Consider the following 18,302-nt stretch of genomic DNA (forward strand, 5'->3'; position numbering starts at 1 on the left):
TAGGGCGGGACGGGACCGGGTCAGTTCTCGTCAGGGGCGGGGAAGTGCCGCCTCGATCAACGCGTTCTGCTCGACCTCGTGCATCTTCGCCGAGCCGACGGCCGGCGCCGCGGCGGCCGGACGGGAGATGCGGCGCAGCCGGACACCGTCGAGGTGCTCCAGCAGGTTGAGCGCGACGAACGACCAGGCACCCTGGTTGGCCGGCTCCTCCTGTACCCAGGCGAAGTCCTCCGCGTTCGGGAACTGCGCGAGCGCGGCCCGGATCTCCTCCACCGGCATCGGGTAGAGCTGCTCCAGCCGGATGATCGCCGTGTTGCTGATGCCGCGCTCCTGCCGGGCCTGGAACAGGTCGTAGTAGACCTTGCCCGAGCAGAGCAGCACCCGCTTGACCCGCTCGGGGTTGCCGGCCGCCGGGTCGGCCAGCACCGGGGAGAAGGTGCCGGTGGTGAAGTCCTCCACCGACGAGACGCAGAGCTTGTGCCGCAGCAGCGACTTCGGTGTGAACACCACGAGCGGCTTGCGCTTGGGCGAGAGGGCCTGGCGGCGTAGCAGGTGGAAGTAGTTCGCCGGGGTGGTCGGGTTCGCCACCCGCATGTTGTCCTCGGCACAGAGCTGGAGGAAGCGCTCCGGGCGGCCGGAGGTGTGGTCCGGCCCCTGGCCCTCGTGGCCGTGCGGCAGCAGCAGGGTCACCGCGGACCGCTGGCCCCACTTCACCTCACCTGAGGAGATGAACTCGTCGATCACCGACTGGGAGCCGTTGACGAAGTCACCGAACTGCGCCTCCCAGCAGACCAGCGCGTCGAGGTTCTCCACCGAGTAGCCGTACTCGAAGCCCATCGCCGCGTACTCGCTCAACAGCGAGTCGTGCACGAAGAGCCGGGACCGCTCGCCGTCGGCGGTGAGCGACTGCAGCGGCAGGTAGTCGTCGCCGGTCTCCGCGTCGACGATCGAGGCGTGCCGCTGCACGAAGGTGCCGCGACGCGAGTCCTGCCCGGCGAGCCGGACGGTGACCCCGTCGTGCAGCAGCGCACCGAAAGCGATGATCTCGCCGAAGCCCCAGTCGATGTTGCCCTCGACGGCCATCCGGGCCCGCCGGTCGAGCAGCTGCCGGATCCGCTTGTGCGGGGTGAAGCCGTCCGGCAGGTTGACGTGCGCCTCACCGATGGCCTTGATGACCGACGCCTCGGTCGCCGTCTCCACCTGCGGCTCGGGCTCGTCCTGCCGGGGCGGGCGGCTCAGCTGACGTGGCGTGCTGGCCGCGTCGCGGGTGGCCTTGAAGACCCGCTCAAGCTGTGCCTGGTAGTCGCGCAGCAGCTCTTCGGCGTCTTCCAGGGTGATGTCACCCCGCCCGATCAGCTCCTCGGTGTAGAGCTTGCGGACCGAGCGCTTCGAGTCGATAATCCGGTACATCTGGGGGTTGGACATCGAGGGGTCATCGCCCTCGTTGTGCCCGCGCCGCCGGTAGCAGACCAGGTCGATGACGACGTCCTTGTTGAACGCCTGGCGGTACTCGAAGGCGAGCCGGGCGACCCGGACCACGGCCTCCGGGTCGTCGCCGTTGACGTGGAAGATCGGGGCCTGGATCATCCGGGCCACGTCGGTGCTGTAGAGGCTGGAGCGGCTGTACTCCGGGGCGGTGGTGAAGCCGACCTGGTTGTTGACCACCACGTGCACCGTCCCACCGGTGCGGTAACCACGCAGCTGGGAGAGGTTGAGCGTTTCGGCCACCACGCCCTGGCCGGCGAAGGCCGCGTCACCGTGCACCGCCAGCGGCAGCACGGTGTAGCCCTCCAGCTTGAGGTCGATGCGGTCCTGCTTGGCCCGGACGATCCCCTCCAGCACCGGGTCGACGGCCTCCAGGTGCGACGGGTTCGCCACCACCGAGACCTTCACCGCGTGGTCGCCGTCGGGGGTGGTGAACTTGCCGTTCTGGCCCAGGTGGTACTTCACGTCGCCGGAGCCCTGGGTGGAGCGTGGGTCCAGGTGCCCCTCGAACTCGGAGAAGATCTTCTCGTACGGCTTGCCGACGATGTTGGCCAGCACGTTGAGCCGACCCCGGTGGGCCATGCCGATGACAACCTCGTCCAGGTCGCCCTCGGCGGCGGCCTCCAGCACCTCACCGAGCAGCGGGATGAGCGACTCACCGCCCTCCAGCGAGAAGCGCTTCTGGCCGACGTACTTGGTCTGGAGGAAGGTCTCGAAGGCCTCGGCCGCGTTGAGCCGGTTGAGCACGTGCTTCTGCTCCCCGGCCGGCGGCTTCTCGTACTTGCGCTCGACCCGCTCCTGGATCCAGCGGCGCTCGGCCGGGTCCTGGATGTGCATGTACTCGATGCCGACCCGGCGGCAGTACGAGTCGCGCAGGACGCCGAGGATCTCCCGCAGCTTCATCCGCTGCCGGCCGGCGAAGCCGTTCACCGGGAAGGTGCGGTCCAGGTCCCACAGGGTCAGCCCGTGCTGGAGGACGTCCAGATCCGGGTGCTTGCGGATCTTGAACTCCAGCGGGTCGGTGTCAGCCATCAGGTGGCCACGAACCCGGTAGGAGTGGATCAGCTCGTGGACCCGGGCGGTCTTGTTGATCTGCCCCTCGCTGTCGACCGCGACGTCGCGCATCCAGCGCACCGGCTCGTACGGGATCCGCAGCGAGGTGAAGATCTGGTCGTAGAAGCCGTGCTCGCCGAGCATCAGCTCGTGCATGACCTTGAGGAACTCGCCGGACTGCGCGCCCTGGATGATCCGGTGGTCGTACGTGCTGGTCAGCGTGATGACCTTGCTGACCGCCAGCTCGGCCAGGGTGGCCTCGCTCATGCCCTGGTACGGCGCCGGGTACTCCATGGCACCGACCCCGATGATCGCGCTCTGGCCCTGCATCAGTCGCGGCATGGAGTGCACCGTGCCGATGCCGCCGGGGTTGGTCAGCGAGATCGTGGTGCCGGAGTAGTCCTCCATGGTCAGCTCGTTGCGCCGGGCGCGCCGGACGACGTCCTCGTACGCCTGCCAGAACTGCCGGAAGTCCATCTGCTCGCAGGCCTTGATGGAGGGGACCACCAGGTTACGGCTGCCGTCCGGCTTGGTCAGGTCGATGGCGATGCCCAGGTTGACGTGCTCGGGGCGGACCATCACCGGCTTGCCGTCGACCTCGGCGAAGGAGTTGTTCATCTCGGGGTGGGCGACGAGCGCCCGCACCAGGGCGTAGCCGATCAGGTGGGTGAAGCTGACCTTGCCGCCGCGGCCCCGGGCGAGGTGGTTGTTGATCACGATGCGGTTGTCGACCAGGAGCTTGGCCGGCACGGCTCGGACACTCGTCGCGGTCGGTACGGCCAGCGACGCATCCATGTTCTGGACGATCTTGGCGGCTACTCCGCGCAGCGGGGTGGTCTGTGGCCCGTTGGCGGTGGGCGCGGTCCGGGTCGGCTGGCTCTTCGCCGGCTCGGCCTTGGCCGGCTTCGCGGTGGTCGGCTTCGCGGCGGGCGCCGGCTTCGACGCGGCGGCTGCCGGCTTCGACGTCGCCGCCGTGGTACCGCGTTCCGCCTTGCCCGCCGGCTCGGCCTTCGCCGCCGGTTCGCTCTTCGTCGCCGGCTCGGTCCTGGCCGGGGTGGCGTCCGTGGTCGCGGCGGTGGTGGCCGGCCGCCCGTCACCGGTGCCCGCTGTGCTCTGGCCGGGACGGTAGTCGGCGAAGAAATCGTGCCAGGCCGGGTCGACGCTGCTGGGATCGGCGAGATAGCGCTGGTACATCTCCTCGACGATCCACTCGTTCGGGCCGAAACCCGCCAGTGGGTTCTCCTGCGAAGTCTGCTGGGTCGACACGGCCGGTAATCGCCTCTTTCACGCGGGTTTGTGTGTCACGCGGTGTCCGATGCGCCGGGACGGACGCAGAGGACGGTTCCAGGCTACGCCGTAGCGAACCCCGGGGCATTTCCGCCTCCGTCGCGTGGTCGGATTCACAGAAGATGCCAGAAGTTCGGTAAGCGCTGCGTATTCCCTTGATCGCTGCTATGGCCGACGGGCCCGGTGCGCCGGCTGTCGACCGGTGCACCGGGCCCGTCGGGGCGGAGGCGACCCGAGTCGGTCGCCCGGGTGTCAGGAGACGTCGCGGCGCCGGGTGATGAGGATTCCGACCACGCCGCTGACCACGGCGTACCCCACCAGCACGAGCGCGCCGACCCACCAGGCGGGCAGCATCTCGTTCTCGCCTGGCGTGATCATCACCTGGGAGGCGGCGGCCGGCCAGACCACCTGCCACTTGATCACGGCCATGTTGTCCAGCACGTTGGCCAGCAGCAGGAAGAGCAGGCCCACCACCTGGGTTCCGATCAGGTAGAGCACCGAGGCGGTGATCACCGCGCCCAACTGATTGGTGATCAGCGTGCCGATGCCCACGCCGAGCACCGTCCAGATCGCGTACGCCATCAGGTTGAGCAGCAGGGCCCGTTGCACCTCCCACTCGCCGAGCAGTGTGCCGTAGTCGTTAAGCGACAGGAACGTCGCACCGGCGGCGAGGTCGATGATCGTGGTGACCAGCCAGAACGCGAAGCCGAGCAGGCTGGCCGCGATGAGCTTGCTGACGATCACCGAGGTGCGTCGCGGGGTGGCCAGGAACGTCGTGGTCGCGGTCTGGTGGAAGAACTCGTTGGTGACCATGAGAATGCCGATGAGCATCACGAACATCAGCCCCAGGTACTGCCCCGAGGTGTAGAGGTTCGCCGCCTGAGCGGGCGCGGAGGCGGCGTCGCCGGTGTAGCCGAACTCCTCCCCGCCGCCGCTGAGCGTCTCGCTGGCCAGCCACGCGTTGAAGGCGAAGGCCAGGGCGATCGACAGGAACGCCCCGATGGCCAGCCACCACCAGGTGCTGGTCGTACGGATCTTGAGAAGTTCGGAGCGGACAAGGTTGCTCATCGGATGCCCGCCTTTCCGGCCGTCAGCTCCAGGAACACGCGTTCCAGGTCGGGTCGTTCAGTGGTCAGCTCATGCAGTTCCACCCCGGCCGCCAGGGCCGCCCGGCCCACCGTCGGGGCGTCGACCCCGCCGATCAGGAGCGCGCCCTGCCCGTCGCTCTCCACCGTGGCCGGCCCGTCCTTCAGCGCGGCGGTGAGCGCGTCGGCCTGCGGAGTGCGGACCCGGACCCGGACGCCCTGCGCCATGGAACCGATCACCTGCTCCACCGGCCCCTGCCGGACCAACTGCCCGGCCGCGATGATCACCACGTCGTCGGCCAGCAACTGCATCTCGGAGAGCAGGTGGCTGGAGACGAGCACCGTGCGGCCCTCGGTGGCCAGGCCCTTGAGGAACCCGCGCATCCACCGGATGCCCTCCGGGTCCAACCCGTTGGCCGGCTCGTCGAGGATCAGCACCCGCGGGTCGCCGAGCATCGCGGCGGCGATGCCGAGCCGCTGCTTCATGCCCAGCGAGTAGCCCTTGAACTTGCGCTTGGCGGCCGGCGTCAGCCCGACCAGCTCCAACGCCTGGTCGGCCCGCTCCCGCGGCAGCCCGGCGGCGGCGCAGATCACCCGCAGGTGGTTGATGCCGGTGCGGCCCTTGTGCGCGCTGGACGCCTCCAGGACCGCGCCGACGTGCCGCAGCGGGTCGGCCAGTTCGGGGTACCGCTGGCCACCGATGGTCGCCCCGCCGGCAGTCGGGGTGACCAGATTCAGCAGCATGCGCAGGGTGGTGGTCTTACCCGCACCGTTCGGGCCGAGGAAGCCGGTGACCCGACCCGGTTCGACCGTGAAGGACAGGTTGTTGACCGCGAGCACGTTGCGGTACCGCTTGGTCAGACCGGAAACCACGATCTGTGCGTCGTTGGTGGGGCTTGGTCGCCCGTCGGTCATCGTTCTCCTCCCGTGGCGGCGCCGGGGTGCGCCGTTGCACAGCGTGACGTTAATGGTCAAACAATTCAATCGGACTCGTTCGGGAAATCGTGGTCCGCCTCAGGCAGGAGCCGTCTCATCCCCAGGTACGAGCCGATGGACAGGCGTCTCTACACGGCGATCCAGGTTGCCCGGGCGTGGCCGAGTAGCTGGCCGTCCGGGGCGTAGAGGCTGGTGTGCACGAACGCCTTGCGGCCTTCGGTGCCGATCAACGTACCGGTCACCACGCACTCGTCGCCCGGACGGGGCAGCGCGTCGATCCGGGCCGCGATCCGGCCGAGCACGTACGGGCGGCCGGCGCCGATCACCGCCCAGCCGCCGGGGCAGTCCAGGGCCGCCCAGACCGTGGCGAGGACGACCTGCCGGGGCGCCCGCACCGGCGCGGCCGTCCGGCCGTCCGGCAGCCGACCCGGAAAGATCCGCAGGCCGTCGGCGCGTTCCGGGCCACAGACGTAGCAGCCGGGAAACGGGTGCTCCACCAGCCCCGGGTACGCCGCCGAGGCGGCCCGGGCGGTCGCCAGGTCCACCGGCGGGACGGCCTCGCCGAGATCGCCGGCCGGGCGCAGCTGCGCGATCACCTCGCCGGCCGGGTCGCGCACCTGCGCGTCCACAAGCGTCAACGGGGTGTCCAGCGGCGGCGGTCGGCGCAGGGTCACCTCGACCGGACCGTCCCCGCCGTAGGCGGCGGCGAAGACCCCGGCGCTCCAACCGCCGTTGCCTGAGCCGGACGGTCCGTTGAAGCGCCCCTCGATGATCATCAAGCCCCTCCGCCCACCCGGCATCGTCGCCGGGACACCGGCAGCCTCGCACGCCGCTGCTGACGGCTGCGGTGGCGGGTCAGCCACCGGTCGCCGACCGGCGTTCACCGGATCGACATCGCCGGCCACCATGGCCGGCAACCGACCGGGCGCTACACAGAGGGCATGGCCGTTCTGCCAGCCGCGGGCGTCGCACTGACGACCAGCGGCTACACCCTCTCGATCGCCGACAATCCCAGCCAGGTCGAGGCCGCGCAACGCCTGCGTCATCAGGTGTTCGCCGGCGAGTTGGGCGCCACCGTGTCCGCCGACGCGGCCGGCCTCGACCGCGACGTCTTCGACAGTTACTGCGATCACCTGGTGGTGCGCCAGGAGAGCAGCGGTGAGGTGGTCGGCACCTACCGGCTGCTTCCGCCGGGGCGCACCAACCGCCGCTACGCCGAGGGCGAGTTCGACCTGACCGCGCTCGACCCGTTGCGTACCCAGCTGGTCGAGGCCGGCCGCTCGTGCGTGCACCCCGCGCACCGCAGCGGAGCGGTGATCAACTTGATGTGGGCTGGCATCGCCCGCTACCTGCACCTGCGCGGGCTGCGCTGGCTCGGCGGGTGTGCCTCCGTACCGGTGGCCGACGGTGGCCTCGCCGCCGCCGAGGTCTGGGCCCAGGCGCGGGCTAAGCACCTGTCACCGCCGCCGCTGCGGGTCCGGCCGCTGCGACCCTGGTTCGCCGAACCGGGCGTGCCGACCGAGACCGTCGCCGGATCGGCCCGGCTGGTCCCGCCGCTGCTGCGCGGGTACCTGCGGCTCGGCGCCCAGCTCTGCGGGGAGCCGGCGTACGACCCGGACTTCGGGGTGGCCGACTTCTACGTGCTGCTCTCCATGGATCGGATCAACCCGCGTTACCTGCGGCACTTCCTCGGCGGGCAGCCGTGAACACGCTGTGGCGGCCCAGTTCCGGCTGCGGTCCGGACTGCCTGCCCGGCCCCGGCGATGCTCCCGCCATCTCGGCGGTCCGGCAGTTGGGTCGCGCCGCCGGCCTGCTCGGGCTGCTCGGGCTCGGCGTCGGGTTGGCGGCCCTGCTTCCGGCGCTGCCGACTCGGGAACGTCAGGCCGCGCTGCGCGGCTGGGCCCGATCCACCGCCCGCGCCTGCGGCGTACGCCTCGAAGTGCGCGGTCGGCTGCCTCGGCGGCGGGCCCTGCTGGTCGCCAACCACGTCTCCTGGTGGGACGTCCTGGCGCTGCTCGCGGTCGCGCCCGCCCGGCTGGTGGCCAAGCAGGAGGTACGGCGGTGGCCGCTGATCGGTCTGCTCGCCCGCGCGGGCGGCACCGTCTTCGTGGACCGTTCTCGCCCTCGTGGGCTGCCCGCGACGGTGGGTCGGGTCGCCTCGGCGCTGCGGGCGGGCCGCTCGGTCGCGGTGTTCCCGGAGGGCACCACCTGGTGCGGTGCGGCAGCCGGCTGCCGTCCGCCGACCGGTTTCCGGCCGGCGATGTTCCAGGCCGCGATCGACGCCGGAGCGCCCGTCGTGCCACTGCGGATCGGCTACCGCTGCGGGGTGACCGGTGAGACCACCACGGCACCGGCCTTCGTGGGCGACGAGACCCTGCTGCGGTCGGTGCGGCGGATGCTCGCCGTCCGGAGCCTGACGGTCTGCGTCGACATCGCCGCGCCGCTGCATCCGGGACGGTCCGCCGACCGGCGGGCGCTGGCTCGGGTCGCCGAGTCGGCGGTGCATCTCGTACCGTCGACGCCAGTCGCGCAGCCGACGTCGGTGGTTGCCGTGCCCGGGCAGCCGGCGCGGCCCGCAGCGACAGCGCTGCCGGGACCGACCCGTTCTCCGGCCGCGGCATCCCCCGCCGGGGTGGCGGGCGAGCGGGAGCTGCCGCTGGCCGCCTGACCGTCGGTGCCGGGTGACCCGGTGGCTGGAGCAGCGGGCCGATCCTGTCGCTCACAGGTTTTTTCCAGGGTCCGCCCAGCAGAGGCGCAGTGTCTGCGCGGATGATGGGCGGCATGGCCGCTACCCAGACCGAGGCGCGACTGCTCGTCGTCGAGGACGATCCCAACATCCTCGAACTGCTCTCCGCGAGCCTGCGCTTTGCGGGATTCGACGTGGCCACCGCCACCAGCGGCAGCGCCGCGCTCAGCGCGGCTCGGGATCATCGTCCCGACCTCGTGGTGCTCGACGTGATGCTGCCGGACCTCGACGGGTTCGAGGTGATCCGGATGATGCGCGAGGGCGGCACGCGTACCCCGGTGGTCTTCCTCACCGCCCGCGACGCGACCGACGACAAGATCCGTGGGCTCACCCTGGGCGGCGACGACTACGTGACCAAGCCGTTCAGCCTGGAGGAGCTGACCGCCCGCATCCGGGCGGTGCTGCGCCGCACCAGCACCGGCGATCAGGCACCCGCCCGGCTCACCTTCGCTGACCTGGAGTTGGACGAGGAGACCCACGAGGTGTACCGGGCCGGTCAGCGGGTGCAGCTCTCGCCTACCGAGTTCAAACTGCTGCGTTACCTGATGCTCAACGCCAACCGGGTGCTGTCGAAGGCGCAGATCCTCGACCACGTGTGGAACTACGACTTCCGGGGCGATGACAACATCGTCGAGTCGTACATCTCGTACCTGCGTCGCAAGGTCGACACGACCGATCCCCGGCTGATCCACACCCTGCGTGGCGTCGGGTACGTCCTGCGCAAGCCGGCGGCGTGAACGCCCTCCAGCAGGGCAAGCTCCGGCTCCGCGCGGTACCGCTGCGGGTCAAGCTGGTCGCGGCCGTGCTGACCCTGGTCGCCGCCGCGCTGCTGGTGATCGCCTCGCTGACCACGATCTTCCTCCGTAGCTACCTGGTCGACCAGGTGGACGCGGAACTGACGACCTCGGCCAACAACCTCGAAGCGGTGGCCGGCGCCGAGCGGTTCGGCACCGACCTGCCCACCGACTACCTGGTGGTCTTCACCGACAGCCGGACCGGCGCCGTCTCCTGGGTCTACTTCGACACCAAGCGGTTTGACATCAACGACCTGCCGCCCTGGCCGGAGAACGCCGCCGGCTTCGAGCAGGCGGCCGGGAAGCCGTTCCCCGCCCGGGCCCGGGCCAGCGACATGCGCTGGCGAGTGCTGTACACCGAGCTGCCCAACGGTCAGTGGACGGCGATCGCGCAGCACCTGACCGACGTGGACCAGGCGGTCAAACGGCTCATCTGGATCGACCTGCTGGTCGGTGGGGCCGTGCTGGTGCTGCTCGCCTCGATCGGGGCAGCGATCGTCCGGACCAGCCTCAAGCCGTTGGTGGAGATCGAACGTACCGCCGCCGCCATCGCCGGCGGAGACCTGAGCCGACGGGTGCCCGACCCGGAGGACGGTCAGCCCTGCCCGACCTCGGAGCTGGGGCGGCTCTCCCGGGCCCTGAACGCGATGCTCAGTCAGATCGAGATGGCCTTCACCGCCCGGGCGGCGTCGGAGTCCGCCGCCCGGGCCGCCGAGGTGGCCGCCCGGGAGGCCGCCGAGGGGGCCCGAGCCTCCGAAGCCCGGGCCCGCCGCTCCGAGGAACGGATGCGCCAGTTCGTGGCGGACGCCTCACACGAGCTGCGTACCCCGCTGACCACCATCCGCGGCTTCGCTGAGCTGTACCGCCAGGGTGCGGCCCGCGCCCCGGAACAGACCTCCGACCTGCTGCGCCGCATCGAGGACGAGGCGGCCCGGATGGGTCTGCTGGTGGAGGATCTGCTGCTGCTGGCTCGGCTGGATCGCGAACGACCGCTCTCGCTCGCCCCGGTGGAGCTGCCGGTGCTGGCCGCCGACGCGGTGGCGGCGGCCCGGGCGATGGCACCGGACCGGCGGATCGAGCTGGAGATCGAGCCCGGCTCCGGGCCGCTTGTGGTACGCGGCGACGACGCCCGGCTGCGGCAGGTGATCGGCAACCTGATGACCAACGCGGTGCGGCACACCCCGCCCGGTGCGGCGGTCATGTTGCGGCTGCGCGCCGAACCCGGCAACCTGGCGGTGATCGAGGTGGCCGACACCGGGCCGGGGCTCACGGCCGAGCAGGCGGAGCGGGTCTTCGAGCGCTTCTACCGGGTGGACGCCTCGCGTACCCGCCGGACCGACGGTAACACCGGCACCGGTCTCGGCCTCGCCATCGTGGCCGCGCTGGTGACCGTGCACCAGGGCACGGTCGAGGTGACCGAGACGCCGGGTGGCGGTGCCACCTTCCGGGTACGGCTGCCGCTCGCACCGGACACCGACATCGATGACTAGTGATTTTCAGCCAATCCTCAGTTCAGCCCAAGGCGGGACGCAGAGCGATGGGAGAAGGTAGGGGCATGACCGAGTACGAGTCCGACCCGCGCCGGCCGGCCCCTACCGACGCCGAGCCGTCGCATCCCGAGCTGTCCCGCGCCGAGTACGCGCGGTCCGACTCCCCGTCCCCCGCCCGTCCCGACGCCGACCCGACGGTCGAGGCGCCGACCGTACCGGTCCGGGCCGTCGACCCGTCGCCGGCCGGCCCGGACGCCGCGCCGAGCCAGCCGGCCCCGGCCCCCGCCGGCTCGACCCCGGCGGCACAGCCGGTCTCCGGTCAGCCCAGTTGGGCGCCGACCGGCGGCCACCACCACCACCAGCATCCGTACCAGCCGGGTGCCCGCTACCCCACAAACCCGTGGTATCCCGGCCAGCCCGCCTGGAGCGGCGCCCAGCCGACCGGGCCGGGTGCGGCCCAGTCCGGGTATCCCGGGCAGGCCGCCGGCACGCCGGGTGGCTACCCGGGGCAGCCCGGAACTCCGGGCGGGTACCCGGGGCAGCCGGCCACGTGGGCACCCACTCCGTCCAGCGGGCCCCGCCTCGGCAAGATCGCCAAGCTTGCCGGAGCCGGCGTGGCGGTGTTCGCATTGATGCTGGGCAGCGGCGTCGCCGGTGGGGCGCTCACCCTGGCGCTGAGCGACGGCGGCGGGGTGACCCGCACCTACAGCGCCGCGCCTGTGATCGACGGCGCCGACCTGCCGCGCATCGCCGCGTCGGTGCAGGACAGCGTCGTGTCAATCAGCACCGGCAGTGGTGAGGGCTCCGGCGTGGTGCTCAGTGCCGACGGCTACCTGCTGACCAACAACCACGTGATCGCCGGGGGCGGCGACACGGTCCGGGTCTTCTTCGCGGACGGCACCAGCACCCAGGCCGAGGTCGTCGGCACCGACCCGAAGACCGACCTCGCGGTGCTGAAGGCGAACGGGCTGACCGACCTCCAACCGGCCACCCTCGGCGACAGTGACGCCATGCAGGTCGGTGACCAGGTGCTCGCACTGGGCAGCCCGCTCGGTCTGCAGGGCTCGGTCACCGCTGGGATCCTCAGCGCCCGGGACCGCACCATCCAGGCCGGTGGCGGCCAGCAACTCCCGGGTCAGGCGGTCAGCTCGATCTCGGGGCTGTTGCAGACCGACGCCCCGATCAACCCCGGCAACTCAGGTGGCGCACTTGTCAACACCCGCGGCGAGGTGATCGGCATCAACACCGCGATCGCCACCGCGGGACAGGGCAGCACCGGAAACATCGGCGTGGGCTTCGCCATCCCGAGCAACAAGGCCAAGGACGTCGCGGAGAAGCTCCAGCGTGGCGAGAAGGTAAGCCACCCGTCGCTGGGGGTCAGCGTGAACGCGGCACCCGACGGCGGCGCGCTGATCGGCGCGGTGAACCCGGGCAGCGCGGCCGAGCGGGCGGGATTGCAACAGGGTGACGTGATCACCCGGTTCGGCGACAAGGTGATCAACGACTCCAACGACCTGGTGGCCGCCGTCCAGGCCGGCAAGGTCGGTGACCAGGTCGAGGTGACGTACCAGCGAAATGGCGCCGAGGCGACGGCAACCGTGACGCTCGCCGAAGCGTCCTAACGAACAGGACCTGCTTCCTCCCTCCGGGGCGGCGGGTGGCGTGGCCAAGGGGGTTGGCCATGGCACCCGCCGCCCTTTTTCCTTCTCCGGGCCGGTTCACCCCGACCGGGTGAGCCCTTCTCACCCCGTCGGCGGGCAGCCTCGGGGGACAAGACCCGAGGCGGATGGGGGTGCCATGACCGCGACGACGGCGACCCGCAGCGACGACCGGATCCAGCGCGACGTGCTCGACGAACTCGCCTGGGACGCGCAGGTGCGTTCGACCGACATCGGGGTGAGCGTGCGCGACGGGGTGGTTTCGCTCACCGGCGGCGTGGACAGCGCCGCCCGCCGGTGGGCGGCGGTGCGCGGGGCCCAACGGGTACGCGGGGTGCGGGCGGTCGCCGACGACATAGAGGTACGCCCCACCGGCCCGGTCGACATCACCGACGGCGACCTGGCGATCGCGGCCAGCCGGGCACTGGAGTGGAACAGTTTCGTGCCGGCCGAGCGGCTGGACCTCACCGTCGCCGACGGTTGGCTGATGCTGCGAGGTGCGGTCGAGTTCGGTTGGCAGCGGCGTACCGCCGAGCGGGAGCTGCGCCGGCTGCGGGGCGTACGCGGTGTCACCAACCTGGTCGAGGTGCAGCCCGCCGCCCCGGCCGACAGCGACCGGGTCCGCACCGACGTGCAACGGGCCCTGCTGCGGGGGATCGGCACGGAACGGGTGACCGTCCAAGTGCGCGGCGACACGGTGACCCTGAGCGGAGTGGTGCGGTCCTGGTGGGAGCGGGACCAGGCGGAGCGGATCGCGTGGTCGGCCGAGGGTGTGTGCATGGTACGGGACCAACTGCTGGTAGGTGGCTGAATCGGTGACCCGGCGACCCGGTTTGTCCCTGCCGGGACCGGGAAGACGCTCGATCCCAGCACGGCAGCCGATCGGGGCCGACGCCTCCGGACAGCGACGGGGAGGGCACGTGGCCGACAACCTTGCGCGTGAGCAGCGATTGCGGATCGCTATGGTCGTGCCGCCCTGGCTGTCGGTACCGCCGCCCGGCTACGGCGGACTGGAACAGGTGGTGGCCGGCCTGGCCGACGCCCTGGTCGCCCGGGGGCACGCGGTGACGTTGATGGGTGCCGGTGCGGTGCACGGCACCGCCGCCGATTTCCTCGCCACCCTCGACGAGTTGCAGTTCGACCGCCTCGGGGAGGCGTTGCCCGAACTGGCCCACCTGGCCCGGGTCAACCATCTGCTCAGTGCGGCCGACTTCGACATCGTGCACGACCACAGCACGATCGGCCCGCTGGTGGCCGGCCGGCGGGAGGTACCCACGGTGGCAACCGTGCACGGCAACCCGGTGGGCGAGTACGGCACGGTACTCAGCAACACCGACCGGGGGGTGGGCCTGGTGGCGATCTCACACGCCCAGCGGGGATTGAATCCGCACCTGCCCTGGGTCGGCACCGTGCACAACGCGATGAGCCTCGACGACTTTCCGCGCAAGGACACCCCCAGTCAGGGGCCGGTGTTGTGGCTCGCCCGGTTCAGCCCCGACAAGGGGCCGGAGCTGGCCATCCGCGCCTGCCGGGCGGCGGGTCTGCCGCTGGTGCTGGCCGGGAAGTGCAACGAGCCCGCCGAGCGGCGCTACTACGACGAGGTGATCCGGCCGATGCTCGGGCCGGACGTCAAGGTGATGCTCGACGCCGACCGGAAGGCCGTGCTGCGGCTGTTGGTCGAGGCGCGCTGCCTGGTCATGCCGATCCAGTGGGAGGAGCCCTTCGGCATCGTGATGCTGGAGGCGATGGCCACCGGGACACCCGTGGTGGCGCTGAACCGGGGAGCGGTGCCGGAACTCGTCCGCCCCGGGGTGAGCGGGCTGATCTGTCAACGGCCGGACGAGCTGCCGGCGGCGCTGCGCCAAGCCGCCGACCTCGACCCGAAGGACTGCGTGGCACACGTGGCCCGGACCTTCTCCACGGAACGGATGGCCGTCGGCTACGAGGACGTGTACCGCCGCTTCCTCGCCGCCGCGACCCCGCGTGCCGCGGTGCGTGAGCCGGCCCGGATCACCCCGACCTGACCTGTCGCTCTCAGACCTGTGCGGCACCGAGCGCGGTGATCGCCGCGTCCAACTGCTCTGCGTACGCCGGGCTCAGCCCGTTCTCGCGCAGTCGGATGGAGACCTTCTCCCGGAGCCGGGCGACGCCCGGCCCCAGCTCGCCCTCGCCGCCGGTCACCGCCCGGGTGAGGTTGCGCAGCTCGTTGCGCAGGTCGATGCCGACGTCGTCGCGGATGCCACCGTCGGCGAGACCGGCACCGATCACCTCGTCCAGGCGGTTCGCGGCCTCGACGAGGCTGTCGCCACCCGGTGGTGGGTTCGACGCGCCGGTCGTCGCCGCTGGCGGGGACGCGGTGCTCGACGGTGCGGAGGTCGGCGGCACGCTGGCGGTGACCTCCGGCGGGGCCGGCTCGGACGTCGCCGTCGGCCCGGTCGTGGGTAGTACGGCGGGCGGTCCGGCGTCATCGTCCGGCAGCAGCGCCGGCACCGCCAGCGCCGCAGCGATCAGCGTGACCACGGCCGCCGTGACGAGCAGCGGGCGTCGAAGTCGCCGTCCCGGTGGCGGGTCGTCCCCGGTCACCGGTGCTGGGCGCGGCAGCCGCCGTCCCCGCCCCGGGTCGGCCCCGGAGACCGGTACGAAGCCGGCATCGTCGACCACCCCGGTGCCGGTCTGCGCGTCGCGCCCATCCGGATGTCCGGCGGCGCCGTCGGCGACGCCACCGGAAGGGGCGACCGAGGTGCCCGCCAGCGCGCCGGAGACGGCCCCGGTGAGGGCGGGCTGCAAAGCGGTGGGGCCGGTGGTCGGCGGGACCCAGACAGGCGCCGGGGCGACGTCGGTCCGCCCCATCGCGGGCAGCGTGACGGTGGGCGCAAGCATCGTGTTGGCCTGCGGATCGGCGAGCAGCATCTGGTCCCGCAGCACGGTCGCCACCTGCCGGGCGGTGGGACGGTCGGCGGGATCCCGCGACAGGCAGCGCAGACAGATCTCGGCCACCGTGGCCGGTAGCCCCGGCACCCCGGCCAGCGACGGCGGTGGGCGCTCGGCGAGCGCGACGGTGAGTTCATCCCAGGTGTCCGCCGGGTACGGGACCCGGCCGGTCAGGGTCTCGTGCAGCAGCACCCCGAGCGAGTAGACGTCGGTCGCTGGTTGGGCCGGAGCACCGTCGAGCCGTTCCGGCGCCACGTACGCGGGGGTGCCGAAGGTGGCGCCGTCCTCGTCGTCGTCAGGGGCGCCGATCCGGGTGGCGATGCCGAAGTCGAGCACCTTCGCACCGACCTGCGTCATCATCACGTTGGCCGTGGTGATGTCCCGGTGCACGATGCCGAGCCGGTGGGCAGCGGCCAGCGCGTCGGCGACCTGGGCGCCGATCTCCACCGCCTGCGGCCACGGTAGTGGCCCCTCGGTGAGCCGGAACTCCAGTTCCTCGCCGGCGAGCAGCTCCATCACCACGAACGAGGTGATGGCGCCGTCCGGCGACACCGTCTCGCCGTAGTCGTGCACCGAGGTGACGTTCGGGTGCACCAGCTGTGCGGCGGCTCGGGCCTCCTCGCGGACCATGTCGCGGAATCTGGCGTCGGCGGCAAGTGACGGGGCGAGCACCTTCAGTGCGACCACCCGGTCGAGTACCTCGTCGTGGGCCCGCCAGATCACCGACATGCCGCCGGAGCCGATCTGGTCGATCAGCCGGTACCTGGTGGCCAGCAACCGGCCGGGCTGCAGTGCTGGCTTCACGGATTGCACCTGCCCTCATATGTGGGAGCGGTATCAGGTTGCGCGAATGTTGCCCCCCTGTCAACGGGCCTCGATGGACATGGGACGGGTCGAGATGACCGGCGGGCGTCGTCGCGCGGCGGTGTTCCCCGGCGCAGGGGCGTACGGGACGGGACCGTCGGGACCGGCCGTGCCAGGATGAACGGCATGGCGCGGGGACCGGTGGCTTTCGTGCTCGGCGGCGGGGGCGTCCTGGGCGCGGTCGAGGTAGGCATGTTGCGCGCCCTGTTCCGGGCCGGAATCCGACCCGACCTGGTGCTCGGCACCTCCATCGGCGCGGTAAACGGCGCCCTGGTGGCCGCCGACCCGTCCGAGGCGGTGACCGACCGGCTGGTACGGCTCTGGGCTTCCCCGGAGGCCAGCGAGGTGTACGGCGACTCGGTCGCCCGGCAGCTGCGGCGCTTCGCCGCCCGTACCCATCTGCACTCGCCCCGCCCGTTGCGGAAGCTGCTGGAGAACGAACTCGGCGCCCAGACCACCTTCGCCGATCTGAAGATTCCGTTCCGGTGCTGCGCGGCCAACATCGAGCGGGCCGCCGAGCACTGGTTCGTCAGCGGACCGGTGGTGCCGGCGGTCCTCGCCTCCGCCTCGGTGCCGGGGCTGCTGCCGCCGGCCCGCATCGGCGACCAGCACTATGTGGACGGCGGGATCGTCAACTCCATCCCGATCGGCGAGGCGGTCGCGGCCGGCGCCGGGCGAATCTTCGTACTTCAGGTGGGCCGGATCGAGCGGGCGCTGGCACCGCCCCGGCGGCCCTGGGAGATCGCCCAGGTCGCGTTCGAGATCGCCCGCCGGCACCGGTTCGCCCGGGAGATGGCCGCCCTGCCCGACGGGGTGGAGGTGCACGTCCTGCCGACCGGCGGGCTGGAACCGCGCGACGACACTCCGTGGGCGTACCGGGACATGGCGGCGGTGGGCCGGCGGATCAGCCGGGCGTACTCGGCCTCCCGGCACTACCTGGCGAACCTGGAACGTTGATGCCGTTACCGCCGCGTTGGCTGCGCCGACTGCTGCTGGCACCCGGTGTGGTGCTGCTGGCGATCCTGCTGGTGACCACGGTGCCGCTGTGGGCCCTGCTTGCCCTCGCCATGTCCCCGTTCGTCCCCGGGCACCTGCGTCCGCTGCGACTGCTCTGGCTCGGCTGTTTCTACCTGGTCTGGGACGCGGCGGCGCTGCTCAGCCTCTTCGGGCTCTGGGTCGGCTCCGGGTTCGGCTGGCGGGTGCGGGCGCCGGCCTTCCAGCGGGCCCACTACGTGCTTGCCGGCTGGTTCCTGCGGGTGTTCTTCTGGCAGGCCCGGTGGATGCTGCGGCTGCGCATCGACGTGGTCGGTACCGACCCGGACACCGCGCTGCCGGGCCGGCCGGAACTGGTGCTGTGTCGGCACGCCGGTCCGGGGGACTCGTTCATCCTGATCCACGCGTTGGTGAACTGGTTCCAGCGCGAGCCACGGATCGTCCTGAAGGACACCCTCCAGTGGGACCCGGCGATCGACGTGCTGCTCAACCGGCTGCCGAGCCGGTTCATCGCGCCGGGTCGCGACGGCCGGGGCTCGCTTACCGAGCAGGTCGGGCACCTCGCCACCGGCCTGGACGACGACGACGCCTTCGTGATCTTTCCCGAGGGCAGCAACTTCACCCCGAAACGCCGGCTGCGGGCCATCGCGCGGTTGCGGGACCGGGGGCATGAGCGGATGGCGCTGAAGGCGGAGGCGATGCGGCACGTGCTCGCCCCACAGCCGGGCGGACTGCTGGCGGCACTGGACGCGGCACCTGACGCCGGGGTGATCTTCGTGGCCCACACCGGCCTGGATCGCATGCTCACCGTGACCGACGTGTGGCGGGAGCTGCCGATGGACAAGCGGCTGGTGATGCGGTTCTGGTCGGTGCCGCCGGAGGAGGTGCCGACCGGCCGGCAGGAGCGCATCGACTGGCTCTACGAATGGTGGAGTCGGATAGACGAGTGGATCGCGACCAACCGCGACGAGGCGACGTAG

The 18,302-nt window shown here is 71.6% G+C and carries 14 protein-coding genes; 9 read left to right on the plus strand and 5 right to left on the minus strand.

The annotated features are described in order from the left end of the window. Window positions 1–30: 30 nt before the first annotated feature. From O7624_RS20930 to O7624_RS20945, 4 genes are all read right to left on the minus strand, one after another. Window positions 31–3,804: a multifunctional oxoglutarate decarboxylase/oxoglutarate dehydrogenase thiamine pyrophosphate-binding subunit/dihydrolipoyllysine-residue succinyltransferase subunit gene (locus O7624_RS20930; RefSeq protein ID WP_282236962.1), complete on the minus strand. Its 3,774-nt coding sequence runs from the start codon at window positions 3,802–3,804 to the stop codon at window positions 31–33. Between the two features lie 273 nt (window positions 3,805–4,077). Beyond that, window positions 4,078–4,893 (minus strand): ABC transporter permease, encoded by an 816-nt coding sequence (locus O7624_RS20935; protein ID WP_093405272.1) that lies wholly within the window; start codon window positions 4,891–4,893, stop codon window positions 4,078–4,080. Beyond that, window positions 4,890–5,825 (minus strand): ATP-binding cassette domain-containing protein, encoded by a 936-nt coding sequence (locus O7624_RS20940; RefSeq protein WP_282236963.1) that lies wholly within the window; start codon window positions 5,823–5,825, stop codon window positions 4,890–4,892. Before O7624_RS20940 ends, O7624_RS20935 begins: the two co-directional genes overlap by 4 nt. A gap of 149 nt (window positions 5,826–5,974) precedes the next feature. Further along, complete coding sequence (locus tag O7624_RS20945) at window positions 5,975–6,622, minus strand: hypothetical protein (RefSeq protein WP_282236964.1); 648 nt, start codon at window positions 6,620–6,622, stop codon at window positions 5,975–5,977. 165 nt (window positions 6,623–6,787) lie between these two features. Here O7624_RS20945 and O7624_RS20950 point away from each other — a divergent pair, with 165 nt between their 5' ends. The 7 genes from O7624_RS20950 (at window position 6,788) to O7624_RS20980 (ending at window position 14,558) form a co-directional block, all read left to right on the plus strand. After that, window positions 6,788–7,552 carry a GNAT family N-acyltransferase gene (locus O7624_RS20950; protein ID WP_282236965.1) on the plus strand — a complete coding sequence of 255 codons (765 nt, stop codon included), beginning with the start codon at window positions 6,788–6,790 and terminating at the stop codon, window positions 7,550–7,552. After that, a complete protein-coding gene (locus O7624_RS20955) occupies window positions 7,549–8,514 on the plus strand; it encodes a lysophospholipid acyltransferase family protein (protein WP_282236966.1) in 966 nt (321 codons plus the stop codon). The genes O7624_RS20950 and O7624_RS20955 overlap by 4 nt, the downstream gene beginning before the upstream one ends. Window positions 8,515–8,627: 113 nt before the next feature. After that, on the plus strand, window positions 8,628–9,329 hold the full coding sequence (locus O7624_RS20960) for a response regulator transcription factor (RefSeq protein ID WP_093405284.1): 702 nt from the start codon (window positions 8,628–8,630) through the stop codon (window positions 9,327–9,329). Continuing rightward, entirely contained in the window at window positions 9,326–10,876 is a 1,551-nt protein-coding gene (locus O7624_RS20965; protein WP_282236967.1) for a HAMP domain-containing sensor histidine kinase, read from the plus strand. Before O7624_RS20960 ends, O7624_RS20965 begins: the two co-directional genes overlap by 4 nt. Before the next feature lie 65 nt (window positions 10,877–10,941). Then, on the plus strand, window positions 10,942–12,498 hold the full coding sequence (locus tag O7624_RS20970; RefSeq protein WP_282236968.1) for a trypsin-like peptidase domain-containing protein: 1,557 nt from the start codon (window positions 10,942–10,944) through the stop codon (window positions 12,496–12,498). Window positions 12,499–12,673: 175 nt separating this feature from the next. Further along, window positions 12,674–13,345 (plus strand): BON domain-containing protein, encoded by a 672-nt coding sequence (locus O7624_RS20975; protein ID WP_093405292.1) that lies wholly within the window; start codon window positions 12,674–12,676, stop codon window positions 13,343–13,345. 151 nt (window positions 13,346–13,496) lie between these two features. Further along, complete coding sequence (locus O7624_RS20980; protein ID WP_282240701.1) at window positions 13,497–14,558, plus strand: glycosyltransferase family 4 protein; 1,062 nt, start codon at window positions 13,497–13,499, stop codon at window positions 14,556–14,558. A 10-nt stretch (window positions 14,559–14,568) separates the two neighbouring features. Here O7624_RS20980 and O7624_RS20985 read toward each other — a convergent pair whose 3' ends face one another. Then, window positions 14,569–16,269, minus strand: coding sequence for a serine/threonine protein kinase (locus tag O7624_RS20985; protein ID WP_282236969.1), 1,701 nt, complete (start codon window positions 16,267–16,269; stop codon window positions 14,569–14,571). A 186-nt stretch (window positions 16,270–16,455) separates the two neighbouring features. Here O7624_RS20985 and O7624_RS20990 point away from each other — a divergent pair, with 186 nt between their 5' ends. Then, entirely contained in the window at window positions 16,456–17,286 is an 831-nt protein-coding gene (locus O7624_RS20990; protein WP_093405517.1) for a patatin-like phospholipase family protein, read from the plus strand. Continuing rightward, on the plus strand, window positions 17,286–18,302 hold the full coding sequence (locus O7624_RS20995) for a 1-acyl-sn-glycerol-3-phosphate acyltransferase (protein ID WP_282236970.1): 1,017 nt from the start codon (window positions 17,286–17,288) through the stop codon (window positions 18,300–18,302). The genes O7624_RS20990 and O7624_RS20995 overlap by 1 nt, the downstream gene beginning before the upstream one ends.

The organism is Verrucosispora sp. WMMD1129 (genome assembly GCF_029581255.1).
Lineage (GTDB): Bacteria > Actinomycetota > Actinomycetes > Mycobacteriales > Micromonosporaceae > Micromonospora > Micromonospora sediminimaris.